The 17,463-nt window shown below is 69.5% G+C and carries 12 protein-coding genes; 3 read left to right on the top strand and 9 right to left on the bottom strand.

Annotated elements, in window-relative coordinates:
* Window positions 1–265: 265 nt before the first annotated feature.
* Entirely contained in the window at window positions 266–1,771 is a 1,506-nt protein-coding gene (locus tag WMF45_RS43480) for an RsmB/NOP family class I SAM-dependent RNA methyltransferase (protein ID WP_437712478.1), read from the bottom strand.
* Window positions 1,764–3,434, bottom strand: a complete 1,671-nt coding sequence (gene rseP, locus WMF45_RS43475; RefSeq protein ID WP_437712476.1) for an RIP metalloprotease RseP — start codon at window positions 3,432–3,434, stop codon at window positions 1,764–1,766. The genes WMF45_RS43480 and rseP overlap by 8 nt, the downstream gene beginning before the upstream one ends.
* A gap of 404 nt (window positions 3,435–3,838) precedes the next feature.
* On the opposite strand from rseP, the gene WMF45_RS43470 reads away from it, so the two are divergent.
* Entirely contained in the window at window positions 3,839–4,171 is a 333-nt protein-coding gene (locus tag WMF45_RS43470; protein WP_437712474.1) for a polyhydroxyalkanoic acid system family protein, read from the top strand.
* Between the two features lie 165 nt (window positions 4,172–4,336).
* On the opposite strand, the gene WMF45_RS43465 is transcribed toward WMF45_RS43470, so the two are convergent.
* From WMF45_RS43465 to WMF45_RS43455, 3 genes are all read right to left on the bottom strand, one after another.
* The gene (locus WMF45_RS43465) at window positions 4,337–5,317 is read right to left on the bottom strand and encodes a sigma-70 family RNA polymerase sigma factor (RefSeq protein WP_437712472.1); all 981 of its coding nucleotides are present in this window, start codon (window positions 5,315–5,317) and stop codon (window positions 4,337–4,339) included.
* 19 nt (window positions 5,318–5,336) lie between these two features.
* Window positions 5,337–6,626, bottom strand: coding sequence for a phytoene desaturase family protein (locus tag WMF45_RS43460; RefSeq protein WP_437712470.1), 1,290 nt, complete (start codon window positions 6,624–6,626; stop codon window positions 5,337–5,339).
* Window positions 6,627–6,780: 154 nt separating this feature from the next.
* Entirely contained in the window at window positions 6,781–7,389 is a 609-nt protein-coding gene (locus WMF45_RS43455; RefSeq protein ID WP_437712468.1) for a Dps family protein, read from the bottom strand.
* Between the two features lie 182 nt (window positions 7,390–7,571).
* Between WMF45_RS43455 and metG the strand changes: the two genes are divergently transcribed.
* The gene (metG, locus tag WMF45_RS43450) at window positions 7,572–9,638 is read left to right on the top strand and encodes a methionine--tRNA ligase (RefSeq protein ID WP_437712466.1); all 2,067 of its coding nucleotides are present in this window, start codon (window positions 7,572–7,574) and stop codon (window positions 9,636–9,638) included.
* Window positions 9,639–9,771: 133 nt separating this feature from the next.
* Here metG and WMF45_RS43445 read toward each other — a convergent pair whose 3' ends face one another.
* Together WMF45_RS43445 and WMF45_RS43440 are read right to left on the bottom strand one after the other, a co-directional pair.
* A complete protein-coding gene (locus WMF45_RS43445; protein WP_437712464.1) occupies window positions 9,772–11,721 on the bottom strand; it encodes an FG-GAP-like repeat-containing protein in 1,950 nt (649 codons plus the stop codon).
* Window positions 11,722–11,810: 89 nt separating this feature from the next.
* The gene (locus tag WMF45_RS43440; protein ID WP_437712462.1) at window positions 11,811–12,167 is read right to left on the bottom strand and encodes a hypothetical protein; all 357 of its coding nucleotides are present in this window, start codon (window positions 12,165–12,167) and stop codon (window positions 11,811–11,813) included.
* A 707-nt stretch (window positions 12,168–12,874) separates the two neighbouring features.
* Here WMF45_RS43440 and WMF45_RS43435 point away from each other — a divergent pair.
* On the top strand, window positions 12,875–15,202 hold the full coding sequence (locus WMF45_RS43435; protein WP_437712461.1) for a caspase family protein: 2,328 nt from the start codon (window positions 12,875–12,877) through the stop codon (window positions 15,200–15,202).
* A 218-nt stretch (window positions 15,203–15,420) separates the two neighbouring features.
* On the opposite strand, the gene WMF45_RS43430 is transcribed toward WMF45_RS43435, so the two are convergent.
* Together WMF45_RS43430 and WMF45_RS43425 are read right to left on the bottom strand one after the other, a co-directional pair.
* Window positions 15,421–16,020: a hypothetical protein gene (locus WMF45_RS43430; RefSeq protein WP_437712459.1), complete on the bottom strand. Its 600-nt coding sequence runs from the start codon at window positions 16,018–16,020 to the stop codon at window positions 15,421–15,423.
* 156 nt (window positions 16,021–16,176) lie between these two features.
* Window positions 16,177–17,049 (bottom strand): formylglycine-generating enzyme family protein, encoded by an 873-nt coding sequence (locus WMF45_RS43425; protein WP_437712457.1) that lies wholly within the window; start codon window positions 17,047–17,049, stop codon window positions 16,177–16,179.
* Window positions 17,050–17,463 lie beyond the last annotated feature (414 nt).

Genomic DNA, 17,463 nt, shown 5'->3' with positions numbered 1-17,463 from the left:
CCGTACGAGTGTGCGGCGTCACGAAGCGAGTGCCCAGCAAGAAGAAACATCGCGGAGACAAATTGCGGCTATCGCACCAATACCCCCACCTCCTTACATTGGCCGACGGCTGGCGGCGGCGCTTCGTGGCTGGGCAGCTGCCGCGAAAACGTCGCTAGGAAGTCCAAGCGCTGTCCGGAAGTCAAGCTGCTCTTATGCGCCTACCATCGTACAAGGAAGGCGGACGGGCGCGTCGCCACGCGTCGCCACGCGTCTCCACGCGCTGTCACCGCCGCACGACGAACATCGCGGCGAAATACCCGTCCGTGCCGTGCACGTGCGGCAGCAGCCGGAACGCGTCGCCGCCGCCCGCGAGCTCGCGCGCGAGCTCCGCGTCGAACGGCGCCGGCTCCAGCCGGACGCCGAGGCCGTCGTCCGCCGGGGCCGCGAGCCGCGCCGCCACGGCCTCGCACTCCTCGCGCAGCACGCTGCACACAGCGAACACGAGCCGGCCGCCGTCCCGGGCGCGGGTCGCGGCGCGGCGCGCGATCGCGACCTGGAGGTCGGCCAGGCGCGGGAGATCGTCCGCCTCGCGCCGGAGCGCGATCTCCGGGCGCCGCCGCAGCGTGCCCACCCCGGAGCAAGGCGCGTCGACGAGCACACGGTCGTAGCCCTCGGGGACGTCGCCCGCGCCCACCGTCCAGTCGACGGCGTAGGTCTCGCGCACGGAGGCCGCAGCCCGCCCGAGCCCGTCGCGCGCGCCGGCCTGCGCATCGCCGGCCTCCGCGCCTGCGCCCTCGCCCTCCGCGCTCGCCGGAGGCGCGCCGAGCGCCGCGCGGAGCTGCGAGAGCTTCGCGGGGTACAGATCCGCCGCGTCCACCGCGCCGGAAGGCAGCACCGCGCGCGACAGGAGCCACGACTTGTTGCCGCGGCCGGAGCAGGCGTCGAGCACGGACTCGCCGGGGCGCGCGCCGAGCGCGAAGGCGAGCGCCTGCGCCCCCTCTTCCTGGCCGATCCACGCGGCGCCGAAGCCCGGGAGCCGCCGGAGATCGCCCGCCCCCCGCGCGACGATCGCGGTCGGTGAGACGCACCCCGCCTCGAAGGACCCGGTGGGCGCGGCGGCCCGCAGCGCCTCGAGCCACGCGCCGCGGTCCTCGCCAGGGGCGAGGCAGAGGCCGGTCGGCGGCGGCACCGGGCCGGCCGACAGGAACGCCTCGGCCGCGGCCCGGCCGAGCGAGCGCCGCAGGGCGCCCCGCAGCCACCCCGGCGCGGAGGCGACCACCGCGCTCGCGAGCGGCGGGCGACCGCCGGACTCCACGGCCGCCGCGAGCCGGCGCAGCACGGCGTTCGCGAACGCGCCGACCCGCGGCCCGCCGGCCGCCTGGGCGCCGTCCACCGCCTCCGAGACCGCGGCGAACGAGGGGACGCGATCGAGGAAGCAGAGCGAGTACGCCCCCATCAGCACGTGGGCGCGCACCAGCGGGTCGGCCGTCCAGCGGCTCTTCGCGGCGAACTCGGCGATGCGCGCCTCGAGCGCCGCCTGCGCGCGCAGGACGCCGTAGACGAGCTCCGTCGCGAGGCCTATGTCCCGCGGGTCCAGCGCCGGCGCGCGGCGCAGCTCGGCGTCGAGGGCCGCCGAGGCGAAGGCGTCCGAACCCCACACCCGCGCGAGCACGCGCGCCGCGACCGCGCGCGCCGCGCTCTCGGGCGGATGCGGCGCGCGCGCCGCGCCGCGGCCGGCGTCGCGCGCGTCACGCCCGTCGCGCCCGTCACCTTGGCCCCGGTCAGCCAACGAGCTCCTTGAACTGCCCCTGGATCACGTCCCAGCGGCGCTCGACGTCGTTCTTGAAGGCGATGCCCATCAGGCCGATGAGCACCATGAGCCCGACAAGGCTCGCGATCTCGCGGACGCGCAGCGGCAGCGGGCGCCGCAGCACGGCCTCGAACGTGAAGAACAGGAGGTGGCCGCCGTCGAGCACCGGGATGGGCAGCAGGTTGATGAGCCCGAGGTTGATCGAGATGACCGCCATCGCCCAGACGAAGTAGCTGACGCCCTTCGCGCCCTCCTCGCCGATCACGTCGTACACCGTGATGGGGCCGCCCAGCGTGGAGATGCTGACCTTGCCCTCCATGATGCGGACGATCCCGACCATGATGAACCGGATGACGTCGTACGTCTCGTCGACCGCGCTCTCCAGGGCGAACTGGAAGGCCGACGGGCTGTCGACGAACGGCTCGGCCACCATCGGCGACCAGTTCGACGCGCGCAGGTAGAAGCGCGGGCGGTGCTGGCCGTACTCGTCGATCCAGTCCTCGCGGCGTAGCTCGATGGTGCCGCTCTTGCGCTGGCCCGAGCGCTGCCACGTGATGACGTGGGGTCTGTCCGGAGCCGCGAAGAGCCGCTCGACGAAGGTCGACCAGGCGGTGACCTCGACCCCGTCGACCTCCGTGATGCGATCGCCCGGCCGGAGCTCGGCGTCCCACTCGGCCGAGCCCTCGGGGACCTCGGCGACGTAGAGGTCGGCCGGCTCGATGCCGGTCCGCGCGAGCAGGTCGCCGTGGCCGCTCTCCGGCGTCAGCGCGGCGACGCCCGACTCGTAGACGGCGAGCTCGGCCAGGCCGCCGAGCGCGCGCGGCACCGTGACGGGCCGCAGGTACGTGACCGGCACCGTGGCGCCGCGGCTCTCCTCGAGCGCGATCTCCAGGTCGGCGAACGTCTTCACGGGCGTGCCGCGCACCTCCGTCACGACGTCGAACGTGCGCAGCCCGGCCCGGAACGCGGGCGAGTCGGGCCGCGAGACGCCCACCACGGCGGCGGGGCGGCTCGGCCGGATGCCGATCTCGCCCACCCGGTCCACGATCTCGAGCGGCTTCTGGACGACCTTCTCCTCCGGGACGACCGTGACCTCGACGTGCTCCTTGTTGCGGAACACCTTGAGCCGGAGCTCCTGGTTGGGGCTCTTCGTCACGATCCGGTGCAGCTCGGCGAAGGTGCTGACGCGCTCGCCGTCCACCTCGAGGATGCGATCGCCCGGGACCAGCCGGCCCTCGGCCGGGTGCCCCGGCAGGACCACGCCGACCGTCGGCGGGACGAAGCGGGTCTCCCCGATGAAGACGGCGAAGTAGAGCAGCACCGGGAAGAGCACGTTCATCGCCGGGCCGGCCATGACGATGATCACGCGCTTCCAGAGCGCCTGGGACTCGAAGGTGCGCTTGCGATCCTCGGGGAGCACGGCCTCCTGCCGGTTCTCCTCGAGCATCTTCACGAAGCCGCCGAGGGGCAGGAGCGCGACGCAGTACTCCGTCTCCCGGCCCCGCAGGCGCAGCACCCGGGGGCCGAAGCCGATCGAGAAGGTGAGGACCTTCACGCCGAAGATCTTCGCGCACACGAAGTGGCCGAGCTCGTGCACGAAGATGAGCACGGAGCAGAGCAGCGCGAAATACAGGAGGTCCACGGCGGCGGCTCTCTTTACGCGAGGCCGGGCTCGGTGACCACTGGCCACTGAGGGGCGCAGGGCCAGTGCGCCCCCGCGCGAAGGGCGGCCTCCGGCGAAGGGACGGCGTCCGGTCCGTGGAGAGGCGCCCTCCGGCGTGACGATGCCTTCACGGCGATGGCCCCGTTCGTCCGCCCACAGACACCCGCAGCTCCGCCGCGTGGCGAAATGTCACAGAGCTCGGGCGCGCGACGCGCGACGCGGAAGAGCGCCAGAGGGCCGCAGGGCCCGCGCATCCGTGATATCTCACCGATGGAACCCGGCCGGGCGACGCGCCCGCGAGCGACGCCTCACGGCGCCTCACGACGCACGGTCCCCTGGCCGATTCTCGCGATGTGCCCTGATACGAACTGCGAGGTCCCATCATGAAGCACACGATTGAGCACGATCTGAGCGACACCGAGGCAAAGCTGGCGACCGAACGAGCGATCGCGCAGTACCGAGCGCGGTACGCCGAGTACGAGCCTTTCCTCGTGTGGCGCGACGCGAAGCGCGCCGAGCTCGGCTTCTCGGTGAAGGGCGTCAAGCTGAAAGGCAGCATGGAGCTCCGCCCCGGCGCCGTGGACGTGGATCTCGACGTGCCTCTCCTGATGCGCCCCTTCAAGGGAGTAGCGATCGCCGCCATCGACAAGGAGGTTCGTCACTTCATCGCAGAGGCGCACCGCGAACGGGCCCAGGGAGGCGGCAAAGCCACCTGAGCGAGCGGGCTGTTCCACTATGGACATGAGCGCCAGTCGGCGCTATGTTGCTCCAACAGTATCTACTTCGCCGGCCGAAGTACGCCCCGCGACACGACTCACTCCAGTGCTCGGCCGGCAGGGGGCTGTCTCCTCGCTGCTCACCTGCCGGTCTCGCCGTCGCGCTCACGGAGCGAGCGCCTTCACGGCCGTCAGCTTGTGCGAGGCCAGCACGGAGTGGATCGCGGTGATGAGGCCGCCCGCGTCGATCTCGCAGCGCATGACGAACCGCGGCGCCAGCTTCTCCACGGTGGTCGTGCGCTCGATGACGACCGCCGGGAGGCCGTTGATGAGGCGCAGCTCGTGGCGGAGCGCTCCGGGGTCGTCGATCCTGAGCAGGCCGACGTAGAAGCGCGCGACCCGGTTCGGGCCGACGACGATCCGGCGCGCCGCCTTGAACTCGCCGTTCGCGTCGTTGATGACCCGGACGCCCTCGCTCAGGAGCGCCTCGATGGCGGCGACGTCCTGCGTCGCCAGGGTCTGCAGGAAGCGCACGAGCGCCGCGCCCGACCGCTCGACGAGCTCGGGTGAGGGGCGGCAGCGGTCGCGATCGTACGGCTCGAGGGCGCGGCGGGCGCGGTGGTGGGTCGTCTTCACGCTGGCCTCCGACAGGTCGAGCGCGGCGGCGGTCTCCTGCACCGAGTAGTCGAAGACGTCGCGGAGCAGGAGCACCGCGCGCTGCTGCGGGGTCAGCGCCTCGAGCGCGATGAGGAAGGCGAAGGACGCGCTCTCGAGGAGGTCGTAGCGGCCCTCGGTGCCCTCCTTGCCCGGGATCTCGAACGACGGGGGCTCGGGCTCCGCCTCGATCGGGGAGGGGAGCCACGGTCCGTCGTAGGCGAGGCGCTTGCGGCGCCGGAGGGCGTCGCGGCCGAGGTTCAGCGCGACGCGCGCGAGCCAGGGTCGGACGGGCTCTCCGGTGCGCGCGGGCGGGCGCTCCAGCGCGCGGACGAACGTCTCCTGCACGATGTCGTCCGCGTCCGCGGCGCTGCCGGTGAGCCGGTAGGAGAGGGCCCAGAGGAAGCGCTCGTGCTCGCGGTAGCTCGCGGCGACGAAGCCGGGGGCGGTGAGCCCGGCGCTCGGGGCAGGAGAGGCCGTGGAGCTGCTCATGGAGCGTCGGGTAACCCCGTCACGCGGCGCGGTCGAGGGCGCGGCGCGAGAGGATGGCCCGCGCTGCGTCCCGCGCGCTGGCGAGGCTCGCGTCGGCGAGCATGCCCGTCGGCCCGACCCAGTCGCCCGCGAGGAAGAGCCCGTCGAGATCCGGGACGCGGGCGCCGGGGCGCCCTGCGGGGCCGCCGCCCTCCGCCGTGACCACGGCGTTGGAGACGATGAGCGAGGGCAGGAAGCGGCGCTCGACGATCGCGCCGCGGTAGCCGGGCTGCGCGCGGTCGAGCAGATCCTCGAGCTCGCGCTCGGGGTCGCGGCCGGCGAGCTCGGGGCTGTACTGGGCGGTGTGGATCACGGCGCCGCCCGCGGGGGCGAGGCGCGCGGCGTCGGTGTGGACCGACAGGTAGAGCGGGCGGTCGATGCCGAGCACGAAGCCCGGGCGCTGGCGAGGGAGCCTCGAGAGCGCGACGTCGAGGCACGCGGCGCGGACCGGGACGGCGCGCTCGGCGTGCGCGGCGAGCGCGCTGCACGTGGGCGCGAGGGCGGCCGCGGCGCGCGGGCTCGCGGCGACGAGCACGGCGCCGGCGCCGAGGCGGTCGCCGTTCGCGAGCTCCACGGCGGAGACGGCGCCGCCCTCGGCCGCGATCTGCGCCGCGCGCACGCCGGTGAGGATCTCCACGCCGGCCGCGACGGCGGCGTCGCGCAGGCCGTCGACGAGGGTCCTCCAGCCGCCGTCGAGGTAGAGCACGCCGTGGCTCAGGGCGAGCTGCACCTGCGCGAGCGCCGCGCCGGCGCTCTGGCGATCGTCGTCGGCGCAGTAGGTCGACAGCCGGACGAGCGCGCCGACGAAGCGGCGCACCTCGGGCGTCCGGAAGGCGTCGCGGAGCCAGGCCGAGACAGGGACCGACGCGAGCGGCGCGGGGTTCGCCGCGGCGAGGCTGCCAAGGACGCGCCCCATCTCGACCTTCGCGGCGAGGGGGAAGAGGCCCGTCGTGAGGAGCGACAGGGCGCCGGACGGCAAGGTGTGGAGGGCGCCGCGGTCGAGCGCGAGCGCGCCCGACTGGGAGGGCGGCGCGCCGGTGAACCGGACGCCGAGCTCGCGGAGCACCTCGTGCGCCGCGCCCCCGCGGTAGAGCGCGTGGGCGCCGAGGTTGAGCGAGAAGCCGTGGCTCTCCTGCGTGGAGGCGCGGCCGCCCGGCGCGTGCGCCTTCTCGACGAGGGCGACCGACCGACCCGCCCGGCCCAGGTACGCCGCCGCGGCCAGGCCCGCGAGCCCGCCGCCGACCACCACCACGTCTTTTGTAGTACGCATCACATGACCCCTTTCCTGGCGGTACCACGATCGGGGGGCCGGAAAGGTTACGCGCGCGCTGCCGAATTTTCGGAGCGGTCTCTGGCAGGGCGAGGGGAAGGGCGACGGAGGAACGCCCCCGCGCGCCGCTGGCAGGCGCGGGGGCGCGGGTCGCTCAGGTGGCGCGGACCAGGGGCGTGTCCACGAGGTGCTCCGAGAGGAACCACACGTGCATCTCGTTCATGCGGAGGACTTCGCCCATGAGCAGGTCGGCGGTGCCGGCGTCGTCACCGGTCGCCGTCGCCTTCAACGCCTCGTGCGTGTCCGCGAGGACCACCTCGTGGGCGTCGAGCAGGCGCGAGATCTGCACCGGCACCTGCTCGCGGCCGCGGGCCGGCCGCTCGATCTTCGTCATCTCCACGACGTCGTGCGCCATGGCCACCGCGATGCCGCCCAGCGTCTGCACCCGCTCGCCGAGCAGGTCGATGAGCGTGTTCTGCTCGTTGAAGTGCTTATCGAAGAGGAGGTGGAGCTGGTAGAAGGTCGGTCCGGAGACCTGCCAGTGGTGCTTCTTGTACATGTCGCGCAGGACGAGCGTGTCCGCCAGGATCTGATTCAACGCGCTGACGCTCGCACTGCGAGTCTTCACGCTCAGCGCCAGCTGATACTCCACGAGCGTCCCGAAAGGCTGGATCTCGGGGCTTCGCTGCCGGAGTAGCGGCTGGGCCTCGTGGATTCGCGTCTGTCCATCCTTGCCACGTTGTTGCTGGTGCTTCGATGACATGATCCCCTCCTCGTCGACTGGTTCACTGCGTATCTAGGGCTGCGGCCGGCTCCGTCCACAGCCGCACGTCCGATATCGGGTCCGCGCGGGGCAGCTTTCCGCGCGCGTCCGCTGGATAGCGCGCGCCGCGCCGCATCGGCCGCTCGCATCCGGCCGGGATTTCGTGCAAAGTCCAGCGCAGCATGAAACGGCTCCTGCTCACCAGCGCGCTGCCCTACGCCAACGGGCACATCCACATCGGCCACCTCGTCGAGTACACCCAGACCGACATCTTTGCCCGTTATTGGCGGATGACCGGGCGGAGGTGCATTTACCTGTGCGCCGACGACACCCACGGCACGGCCATCATGATCCGCGCTCGGCAAGAGGGGCGGAGCGAGGCCGACGTCATCGCGGACATGAGCGCGGCGCACCAGCGCGATTTCGCGGCGTTCCAGATCCGGTTCGACCACTACGGCAGCACGAACTCCCCCGCGAACCGCGCGCTGTGCGAGGAGATCTGGGCGTCGCTGCGCGAGCGCGGCATGGTGACCACGAAGGAGGTCACGCAGCTCTTCGATCCGCAGGAGGGCATGTTCCTGGCGGATCGCTTCGTCAAGGGCACCTGCCCGAAGTGCGCGGCGCCGGACCAGTACGGCGATAGCTGCGACCGGTGCGGCTCGACCTACGCCGCGACCGATCTCGTCGAGCCGAGGAGCGCGCTCACGGGCGCGCGGCCCGAGGTGCGGAGCGCGCAGCACCTCATGGTGGCCATCGAGCCGGAGCGGCCGTTCCTGTCGACCTGGACGCAGGGCGAGGGGCGGATGCCGAAGGAGATCGCGAACTACCTCGCGGGACACTTCCTGTCGGAGCCGCTCCGCGACTGGGACGTATCGCGCCCCGCGCCGTACTTCGGGTTCGAGATCCCCGACGCGCCGGGGAACTACTGGTATGTCTGGTTCGACGCGCCGATAGGGTACATGGCGGCGAGCAAGGAGTGGTGCGCCCGGGAAAGCGAGGCGTTCGACGACTGGTGGCGATCCGAGGAGACGGAGATCGTCCACGTCATCGGGAAGGACATCGTGTATTTCCACACGCTCTTCTGGCCGGCGATGCTGAAGAGCGCGCGCTTCTCGCTGCCGTCGCGCGTGCAGGTGCACGGGTTCCTCACCGTGAACGGAGAGAAGATGTCGAAGAGCAAGGGCACCTTCGTGCTGGCCTCGACGTACCTGAAGCACCTCGACCCGGCGTACCTCCGTTATTACTACGCGAGCAAGCTGAGCTCGAAGGTCGACGACATCGATCTGAACCTGGAAGAGCTCGTGAACAAGGTGAACGCCGAGCTCGTGAACAAGGTCGTGAACCTGGCGAGCCGGTCGTCGCGCTTCGTGGCGCAGACGGGGCTGTCGGCGGTTTACCCCGAGGACGGGGGGCTGTTCGCGGCGGCCGCGGCGGAGGGCGAGGCGATCGGGGCGGCGTACGCGGCGTTCGACTATGCGCGGGCGACGAGGAGCATCGTGGCGCTGGCGGACCGGGCGAACGAGTATGTCGACCGGATGCAGCCGTGGGCGCTGGCGAAGCAGCCGGAGAAGAAGGCGGAGCTGCAGGCCGTCTGCACCGTGGCGCTCAACCTGTTCCGGCAGATCGTGCTCTACCTGGCGCCGGTGCTCCCGAAGCTGGCGGACGACGTCGCGCGGCTGCTCGGGTGCCCCATGGACCGGTGGGAGCTCGCGAAGACGCCGCTTGTGGGCACGCCTGTGGCCGCGTATGAGCACCTCATGAAGCGGGTCGAGCCGGGCGCAGTGGAGAAGATGATCGCGGAGGGCCGCCCTGCCGAGGAGGCGGCGGCGCCGGCTGCTGCGGCGGGCGCGCCGGCGGTCGCGGACCACGCGGCGGGGGCGGCCGCGGAGGACGACGGCGCGGCGCTCGCCAAGGAGCCGCTCGCGCCGGAGTGTACGATCGACGATTTCACCAAGGTCGACCTGCGCGTCGCGCGCATCGTCGCGGCGGAGCACGTGCCCGAGGCGAAGAAGCTGCTCAAGCTGACCGTCTCGCTCGGCGGGGAGGCGCGGAGGACGGTGTTCGCCGGGATCAAGGCGTATTACAAGCCGGAAGATCTCATCGGGCGGCTCGTCATCGTGTGCGCCAACCTGGCGCCGCGGAAGATGAAGTTCGGCCTCAGCGAGGGGATGGTGCTCGCGGCGGGGGACGAGACGGTGCATCTCCTGTCGCCGGACTCGGGGGCGAAGCCGGGGATGCGGGTGCACTGAGGCGAGAGGCCACATCGGCGACGCGGGGCGGGATCCCTGGGGGCGTCGGCGACGCGGGGCGGGATCCCTGGGGGCGTCGGCGACGCGGGGCGGGATCCCGTCGCCGACGCGGAGTGCGGAGCCTCAGGTGCTCTCAATCGACAGCGCAATACACGCCGCGGCCGCCTCGCCCGCAGACGTCGGCCAGGTGGTCACCGTCGACGTCGACCATGTCGATGGTGCGGTAGTACCTGGCGTCCGAGTTCCAGCCGTTGGCGTCGCTGTAGTCGCTCGCCCAAACACGGTTGTTCGAGAACGCGCTGCCGGTTGACGGCGAGCAGTACACGCCCAGGATACCACGAAAGCACAGGTCCGCCCTGCGGTCGTTGTCAATGTCCTTGATCGTCATCGTGCGGTAGTACTCCGGCTTGTCACCACCCCAGGCATCCTGCAACTGCGTCGAGTACGTGGTCAGGGCGTTAAAGCCCACTCCCGTGGAGAGCGCGCACAGCACGCTGGCACCGCCGCGCCCGCACACGTCATCGCGCCCGTCGGCGTTCACGTCGGCGAACTGGATGGTGCTGTAGTTGTCCACCATGTCCCAGCCGTATGCGTCGGTGAAGTTGGTCGACCATTTTGTCGCAGATCCGAAGGACGCGCCCGTCGAAACGGCGCACCAAATACCGTCGCTGCCGCGGCCGCAAACGTCGTCTCGACCGTCGGCATTTACGTCAGCGAACCGAATCGTGCTGAAGTACTTCGGCTGTGTCCATCCGTTCGAGTCGCTGAATGTCGAGGACCAGAGAGCCACGCCCGTGAACCCCGATCCGGTGGACGTGGCGCATATGATGCCGCCCTTGCCGCGGCCGCACACGTCGGCGCGCCCGTCGGCGTTCACGTCGGGAAAGCTGATGGTGCTGTAGTACTCGGGGGTGTCCCAGCCGTTGGAGTCACTGAACGAGCCTTCCCATTGTGTGCTGGTTCCAAAGCCGGCCCCGCTGGATATTGCACACCAGATGCCGCTGCCGCCGCGACCACACACATCGGCGCGGCCGTCCTTGTTGAGATCCGGGAAGCGGATGGTGGAGTAATGCTTGGGCTCCTTCCAGCCGTTCGCGTCGCTGTAGGAAGATTGCCACGTCGTGGCTGCACCGAACGTGGCTCCGGTGGACGTCGCGCAAACGATGCCTGCTGCGGCGCGGCCACAAACGTCGGCCCGACCGTCGTTGTTCACGTCGGGATAGTCAAGCGTCATGTACGAGCCCACCAGATCCCAGGCGTTCGCGTCCGAGAAGCTACCGCTCCACAGCGACGACGCTCGGTTCATCGATGCGAGCGCCCAGTCCCTGAAGTCGGGCACCGCTACGTCCCAGGCCACGGTGCCGTCGCCCGCCGAGTGCACCCCCACGATATTCGTGCCGGTCGTGCCGTAGAAGCTCGGTCCGCCCGAATCGCCGGGCAGAGTAATCTGGCCGATGCTGTTGGCCGCAAGTGTTAACGTGGCCGAGCCTGCGCTGGAGACGGCGAGCAACGCGCTGCGCAGCGGGACCTCCGAGGTAGGCAGCATGCAGCGTTTCCAATTCGAGTTGCAGTGCTCACCTCCCGAGCACTGCGCATTGCTGGTACACTCGACGCCCATCGCCACGGCGCCAAACCCGTAGGCTTTGACGATCTTACCCGCGATGGACGCGGTGGTGTCGTCGTAGAGCGACATGCGCGGCACGTCCAGGAACGGCGTCGAAAGGTGGCCCAGCGTCACGTCCAGCGAAGCATGATGGACGACGCGATCGACCGTGCGCGCCACGTTACCCGACGAGCGCACGCTCGTCGCTCGGGCCCCTACCGCTAGACCGCAGTGCTTCGCCGTCAGCACCCATTCCGGGTCGATGATGGTGGCGCTGCAGTCCGGCACCATTACGACGGACTTGGCGGACGTCGAGGTCGAAGTCGTTCCGAATGGATCCTCGTATGTGCCGGACCTGATGGCCTCCTCGGAGGAGGCAGTGTCTTCCTCCCATGGCTCGAAATCGTCGGCGCCGGAGCATGCAGTGACGACGAATAGCAGTGTCGATACTCCAGTTATATTGCGTGCATCGAATGACATAAGGATCTCCTGTCCCGCACGGACGTGTGTCGAGAGGGCTTTGCCTACCGATATGTCTGACGCAGGCGCTACTTCCGTCTCAGCGAGAGTCAGCCGCGCGCAATCGTGGCGCGCTCTTCCGTGAACGTGACGCCGCTTGGCAGCTGACCGATGGCGTGACGCTGCGCTTGGTTGATCACCGCGCCAAGGCGGCTCCTCACGTCGTCGCTCAGATCGCGAGCGAGGAGCTCTATGGTGCCCAGCGTCGCGAGAGTTCGAATTGCGGGATGCACCCTGCCGTTGAATTTCCAATCGTACCACGGCTCTGGATCAGGGATGGGGCCCAGCGTGGGCCTTCTCTCCAGGGCCGCGAAGATCGGGACGCAGAACTTGCCACCATCGCTGGTGTCGTGGCAGACGTATCCAATGATAATCATGTAAACCTCACCATGTTGAAGGATAGTCACTGCAGGACGTCTGGGGGGTGCCGAGCTGAAACGGTGGCTTGGAGCCAGATCTGAGCCTCCGGACACAGATGTCGGTCCCATTTGTGGTCGCGCGCCTCTGCACACCGAAGTCGATCTTGACCAGAAAAGCGGACAGCATCCATGCCCGAGGGCTCGACGCCCGCGGGTTGGACACCGGATCATGACCCTTCGAGTAGAACGCGCGAGACCGCTGTATCGGCAAAAGAACTCGTCTCTACGAGTATATGGAGCAAGGGGCGTACCAGGCGCTACGCAGGAGATGTATCTACCCCGCGCGCACCCGAGAGACATCTTGACGTCGGGCCCAGGATGCCGACTGCCGGCGACCGACGCGCACACCGGAAGCGGCGAGGCGAGGGAAGCATGGCCGCCTGGCCGGGCTATTTATAGCGACCGATCCGTGGCAGCCCGAATCACGGCCCGATGGAGCAGGAGGCTCGCCGCGGCGCCCTGCACGATCGACTGTCCGGACGCGCACGGGCCGCCCGCGGGCGGTCCCATGTGCGCCAGCGGCGATCTCCGCCGGACTGCCGTCAGGGGGGCGCAGGCGCGCTGGCTGCAATGAGACCCCTGGCCACAGCTCTCGGCGTGCATACGTCCCGGGCCGACGCGTGAGCGCACCGGCGCTCGGTGCTGATGAAGGGGACTCAGGATCCATGTCGAAAGCCAGGAACGATGCAGACCCCATGGGTAGCCCCTTGACACCCGTCCAGAACTCGAAGCACGTAGGCAGCGTGACCATGCAGCACGGCGATCGAACCTCTGACGATCGGGTCAATCTCGGCGGCGAACGCCAGCACCACCCTCGACTCTTCGCCCGCGGCGAAGTGCTCCACGAGATCGACGAGCTCTTCCGGAGAGGCGCGACCTCGGTCCTCGTCACGGGAACCCCTGGCGTCGGCAAGAGCGCGATCCTCGCCAGCTATCTTCAGCGCGTCGCCTCGGCCTGTGAGGTGGAGCGCGTGCGCGGCGTGATCGCCGGCGCGAGCCGGTATCTCGCCCGCTGGGCCGAGCAGGTAGAGCGCAACGTGCGAGGCGAGGAGCGCTGGGTCGTCGCCTCCCATTTCCTGAGGACCAGCGCGCTCGATCGGCCCGAGATCGTCGCACGCTCCCTCGCGACCCAGCTCGAGGACCGCTTCATCGACATGCGGGACGAGCACGCGCGCCCCGAGCGCCGCCTCGTCGATCTCGTTGAGCGCATCTCGATGCGCGTCCTGGAGCCGGAGTCCTTGCGCCTCCTCCTCGTCATCGATGACCTCGACGAAGCCGAAGACGAGAACGGCTACTCCGAGCTTGCCCGCCTGCTCCCCGCTCCGCTCCCGCCGCGCGTCGTCCTGCTCGCTTCCTCGCGTCCGACCACGAATCTCAACTGGTTCATGCGCTACGCCCCGGCACACGTCGACCTCGACGCCCCGCGGTGGATCCCCTCGAACCACGCGGCGTGCCGTGCCTTCTGGGATGGCGTCGTCGGGGAGCTCCAGCTCCCGGCCTATGTCGCGGACCAGGCCGTGCAGCGCGCCCAGGGCAACATGCTCTATTCCGTCGAGCTCGCCGAGTGGCTGCGGCGGTTGCCCCCTGAGCGCCGCCTCGTCGATCCGCTCCCTCGCACGCTGCGCGACGTCTTCGTGAGGCTGTGGAGACACGTGAACTGCCTGCCCGCCGAGCCGGAGGCGCTGGTCAAGCGCAGCCTGGCCCTCCTCTGCGCCGCCCCGTCACCGCTCCCTCTCTCGTACATCGCCGCGCATACCGGCTGGAGCGGCCGTCTCCACCCGGCCACCTTCCTCCGCGTCACCCGCCCATTTCTCCAGCGATTCTCGGCTCCGGGCGCCGAGGACACGTTCTGCCCCTTTCACGACGAGCTCCGGACCCTGATCACGGAGCAACTCGCGGCCGAGGCCGCGGCAGCCAGGCCGGCCACATACCACGCTGGTGTGACGCCAGTTGCCGTGTACCCGCCGCCGTCGGCGCCAAGCCCGACCCCGCCACCTTCGGCGCCTACTGCGCCTCTGCCACCGTCGGCGCTGACCTCGCTCGCGCCGCCGTCGGCGCCGGCCGCGCGCAACCAAGGAGGTACCCTGGTGATGCGCGCGGTCGAGCTGGTCCAGCAGCCCGCGCCCCAGCAGGTGACGGCGGTGCGTTCAGAGCGTGCTCACGCCCGCGGCGATGACGCAGAGCGCACCGCAGACGAAGAGGCGGAGCGCGCCATGGCCGCTGCGGAGGCGCAAGTGCTCGGTCTCGTGGCCGCTCGCCACGCCTTCCTCGTCGGCGTCGGCCGCTACGATGACCGCAGCATCGGCAACCTGCGTTTCTGCGTCAACGACGTCGTCGCCCTCGGGAACGCGCTCAAGAACGAGCTGGGCTACACCACGGTGAAGGTGATGCATGACGACGTCGAGGACGACACCATGCTACCCCTGCGCAACCGCGTTTTGCAGGAGCTGAGCCTACTCGCCAGCGGGCTGCATCCCAATGACCTTCTCCTGGTGCACTTCTCCTGTCACGGCGCGCTGCACAAGGGCAAACCAGTTCTCCTCTTTCGCGACACAGGCAAGCAGGTGCTCTCCGAGACATGTCTCTCGGTGAACAGAATCAAGAAGATCCTCCTCGAGTCCCCCGCCCGCCGCAAGATCCTCTTCCTCGACGCCTGTCATGCCGGGGTCGATCTCGGCCGGGCGCTCGACGGTCCCTCCCTCGATCCTGCCTTCGTCCATGATGCCTTCGAGCTCGCCGAGGGCCTCGCCGTGCTCTCGGGCAGCACTTCCCAGCAGATCGCGATGGAACGCCCGGAAGCCAAGCTCGGCGTGTTCACTTCGTTCGTGCTCGAGGGCCTCCGCGGCGCGGCCGATCGGGCCGGTCGCAAGGGGTTCGTGACCGTGGATGACCTGAATCACTACGTCACGTGCGGCGTCCAGCAATGGAGCCGCGAGCAGTCGCTTTCCCTGCAGACCCCCACGGCGAGGATCGAGGGGACCGGGAGCATGATCCTCGCCGACTTCCGGGAGCGGAACGCCTGAAGAATCGCCGCTGTCGGCCCGTCGACTTGCGGGAGCGCGACCGGCGCGTCCATACGCAGACCACGAGCGGTGACGTGCCGCGCGTGCGCTCCGTGTGCGAGGCTCTGCTGCCGTCCCGCGTGCGGCTCATGCGCCTGGCTGCGGTCTTGCCGAGCTATGCTCAGGCAACCAACCGCCAACCGTCGATCACAGTGTCCTTGCAACCCGCCCTGCGCGGTTCAGGCTTTTTTCGCTGAAGCGACGCCAGCATTTTCCGGACCCTCGAGCGGGCCCTGGGAACCCTTCACGATGCCGGGGTCAGAGAACTTGCCGAACTTAGCGAGTTTGGCGTCGGGATCACCCGCCGGTCCAGGCGGCGGCTCGCGCCCGTCGAGCGCGGCGACGATCTCTTCGTGGCTGAGGGGGTTCGGCGAGCTGAACGCGAAGATCCTCCCCTTGGTCGGGACGACGAGCCAGCCCTCGGCTGGAATGCGCGTGGCCTCGCCGGCCGTGACCTGAATGGTCTCACCTTCCGCCGGGTACCTCGTGACGGTCCGACTGGGCTCGGCGACCTGCACGAGGTACACATAGGCGTTTTGGTCGATCTTCCCCTCAAAAGCTATCTTCGTGCCGGCGGGAGCCGTGAAATTCTCGACCGCGGCGGCGGATAGGTTCTTGATCGCATGGTTGACGAGCACCAAGAGGTTCCACCGCAGGCGGTGGAGAGCGTTGCCCGACGCGGAAGGAACGCTTTGGGTAACCTCGCTGCTGGCTGGTTCTGCCGTGGACTGTGTCGGCTGCGCGGCTGTCGTAATGGTGTTGCGAATCGGCATGAACATTGGCTCCTGGAACAGTATGGGTGGATTGCACGAATCTCGCGAGGATTGAGGGACTGTTGCAGGCGAGGGCACCAGGCGGCGGTGCCTGTCTCGATCGGTTCGTGGTTCATTGCGCTCGCTGGCGCGTCCTGGTCGCCTCGCCCATGATAAGGTGCTTCACCGCGAGGCGCAGCGGAACCCGAGCCCGTAGCGGGCTTCGATGCGCTTGCTGCGGGCGCGCGTCGCACCGCGAGACAGCACATCGGACGCCGGCCACGAGCCGCCACGGCGTATGCGCAGGTCCTCCTCGCGCGTTACACCAGGCCTCTCTGCTACCGGATCGATGCAATCGCCGCATGCGTCATAATGCGGAAGCAAGAACTGATCCTGCACCCATTCCGCCGCGTTGCCGCCGAGGTCCCATATCCCCTCCGGCGTCCTGTCCTGCGGGGACGTGCCCACGTCACGCTCGCCCTTCGGAGACCTCTCGCAGAGGCCCTTCTCGTACCGGCCGAAGGCGACCCCATCGCAGCGAGGCGGGTCTTCGCCCCACGGAAACCTGCGCGCCGTCGTTCCACGCGCGGCGAACTCCCACTCGGCTTCGGTGGGGAGGCGTTTCCCCCGGGCTCCGCAGTAGAGCGAGGCGCCGTCCCAGGTCACCTGGATGACCGGCTTGTTCTCGTAGCCCGGTCGGGGCACGAAGCGCCTCTCCGGGAGCAAGAGGATCCCCGAATACTCGGGGAAGAGATCGATCAGCCGATAGCCGCGCGCGCGCTCATGCACGTAGCGCTGGATGCGGTGCTCCGGATCCTCCTTCATGTCGAGCGCCGGCGCGTTCGCATCGAGCCAGGCGGCGAACTCTGCGTTCGTGGTCTCGTGCGCATCGATGTAGAAGGGAGATACAGTCACTTCTCGCACCGGCTGCTCTCGCTCGAGCAGGTCTCGGCGGCACTGGGGCCCGACGCGCCTGCACTCGGCGTCGATCTCGGCGAGCGTGCTTCCCATCCGGAATTTGCCGCCCTGAAGCCGCACCATGTTGGACAGATGCACGGCAGTATTGTCGCTGTTGCTCCCAGGAGCCAGGCGGGAGGAAGCGTCATTGCTCCTTGGAGCCAGACCAGAGACCACGTTGTTACGATCACGGAACAGGCCTGAAAATGCGATCGCGACCAATACAAGAAATGCAAGAGTTCCTACGATGAGCAGCCTCCGCCTCTGCCTCGAGGTCCTCCCTGGAGTCGCGCGTAGCATGGCGCGGGCGCTCGCAGCGAGGGCGCGCAGCCGCCTCCACCGCGCGTGCGGCGTGGCATCCCCTTGTGATCCATTTGGACTGGCATGGACTACCTCACGCTCCGGCGCCTGGGATCCTGTGGCTGCGGGAGGCGATGGAGCAGCCCGTGGGCGGGCAAGTTCGGCGTGGCGAACAACCTTCGTGCTGCTCCGAAGCGGCGTCTTCGGCTGGGT

This window comes from Sorangium sp. So ce448 (genome assembly GCF_051520915.1).
GTDB classification, from domain to species: Bacteria; Myxococcota_A; Polyangia; order Polyangiales; family Polyangiaceae; genus Sorangium; species Sorangium cellulosum_B.
Note: the sequence above shows the minus strand (reverse complement) of the source record. Positions and strands in the feature narration are given on the sequence as shown.

What these genes read in the sequence shown, in the direction of transcription:
- WMF45_RS43470 (WP_437712474.1), top strand. Translation starts at nt 3,839, where the DNA reads ATGAAGCACACGATTGAGCACGATCTGAGCGACACCGAGGCAAAGCTG.
- WMF45_RS43465 (WP_437712472.1), bottom strand. Translation starts at nt 5,317, where the DNA reads ATGAGCAGCTCCACGGCCTCTCCTGCCCCGAGCGCCGGGCTCACCGCC.
- WMF45_RS43460 (WP_437712470.1), bottom strand. Translation starts at nt 6,626, where the DNA reads ATGCGTACTACAAAAGACGTGGTGGTGGTCGGCGGCGGGCTCGCGGGC.
- WMF45_RS43455 (WP_437712468.1), bottom strand. Translation starts at nt 7,389, where the DNA reads ATGTCATCGAAGCACCAGCAACAACGTGGCAAGGATGGACAGACGCGA.
- metG (WP_437712466.1), top strand. Translation starts at nt 7,572, where the DNA reads ATGAAACGGCTCCTGCTCACCAGCGCGCTGCCCTACGCCAACGGGCAC.
- WMF45_RS43445 (WP_437712464.1), bottom strand. Translation starts at nt 11,721, where the DNA reads ATGTCATTCGATGCACGCAATATAACTGGAGTATCGACACTGCTATTC.
- WMF45_RS43435 (WP_437712461.1), top strand. Translation starts at nt 12,875, where the DNA reads ATGGGTAGCCCCTTGACACCCGTCCAGAACTCGAAGCACGTAGGCAGC.
- WMF45_RS43430 (WP_437712459.1), bottom strand. Translation starts at nt 16,020, where the DNA reads ATGTTCATGCCGATTCGCAACACCATTACGACAGCCGCGCAGCCGACA.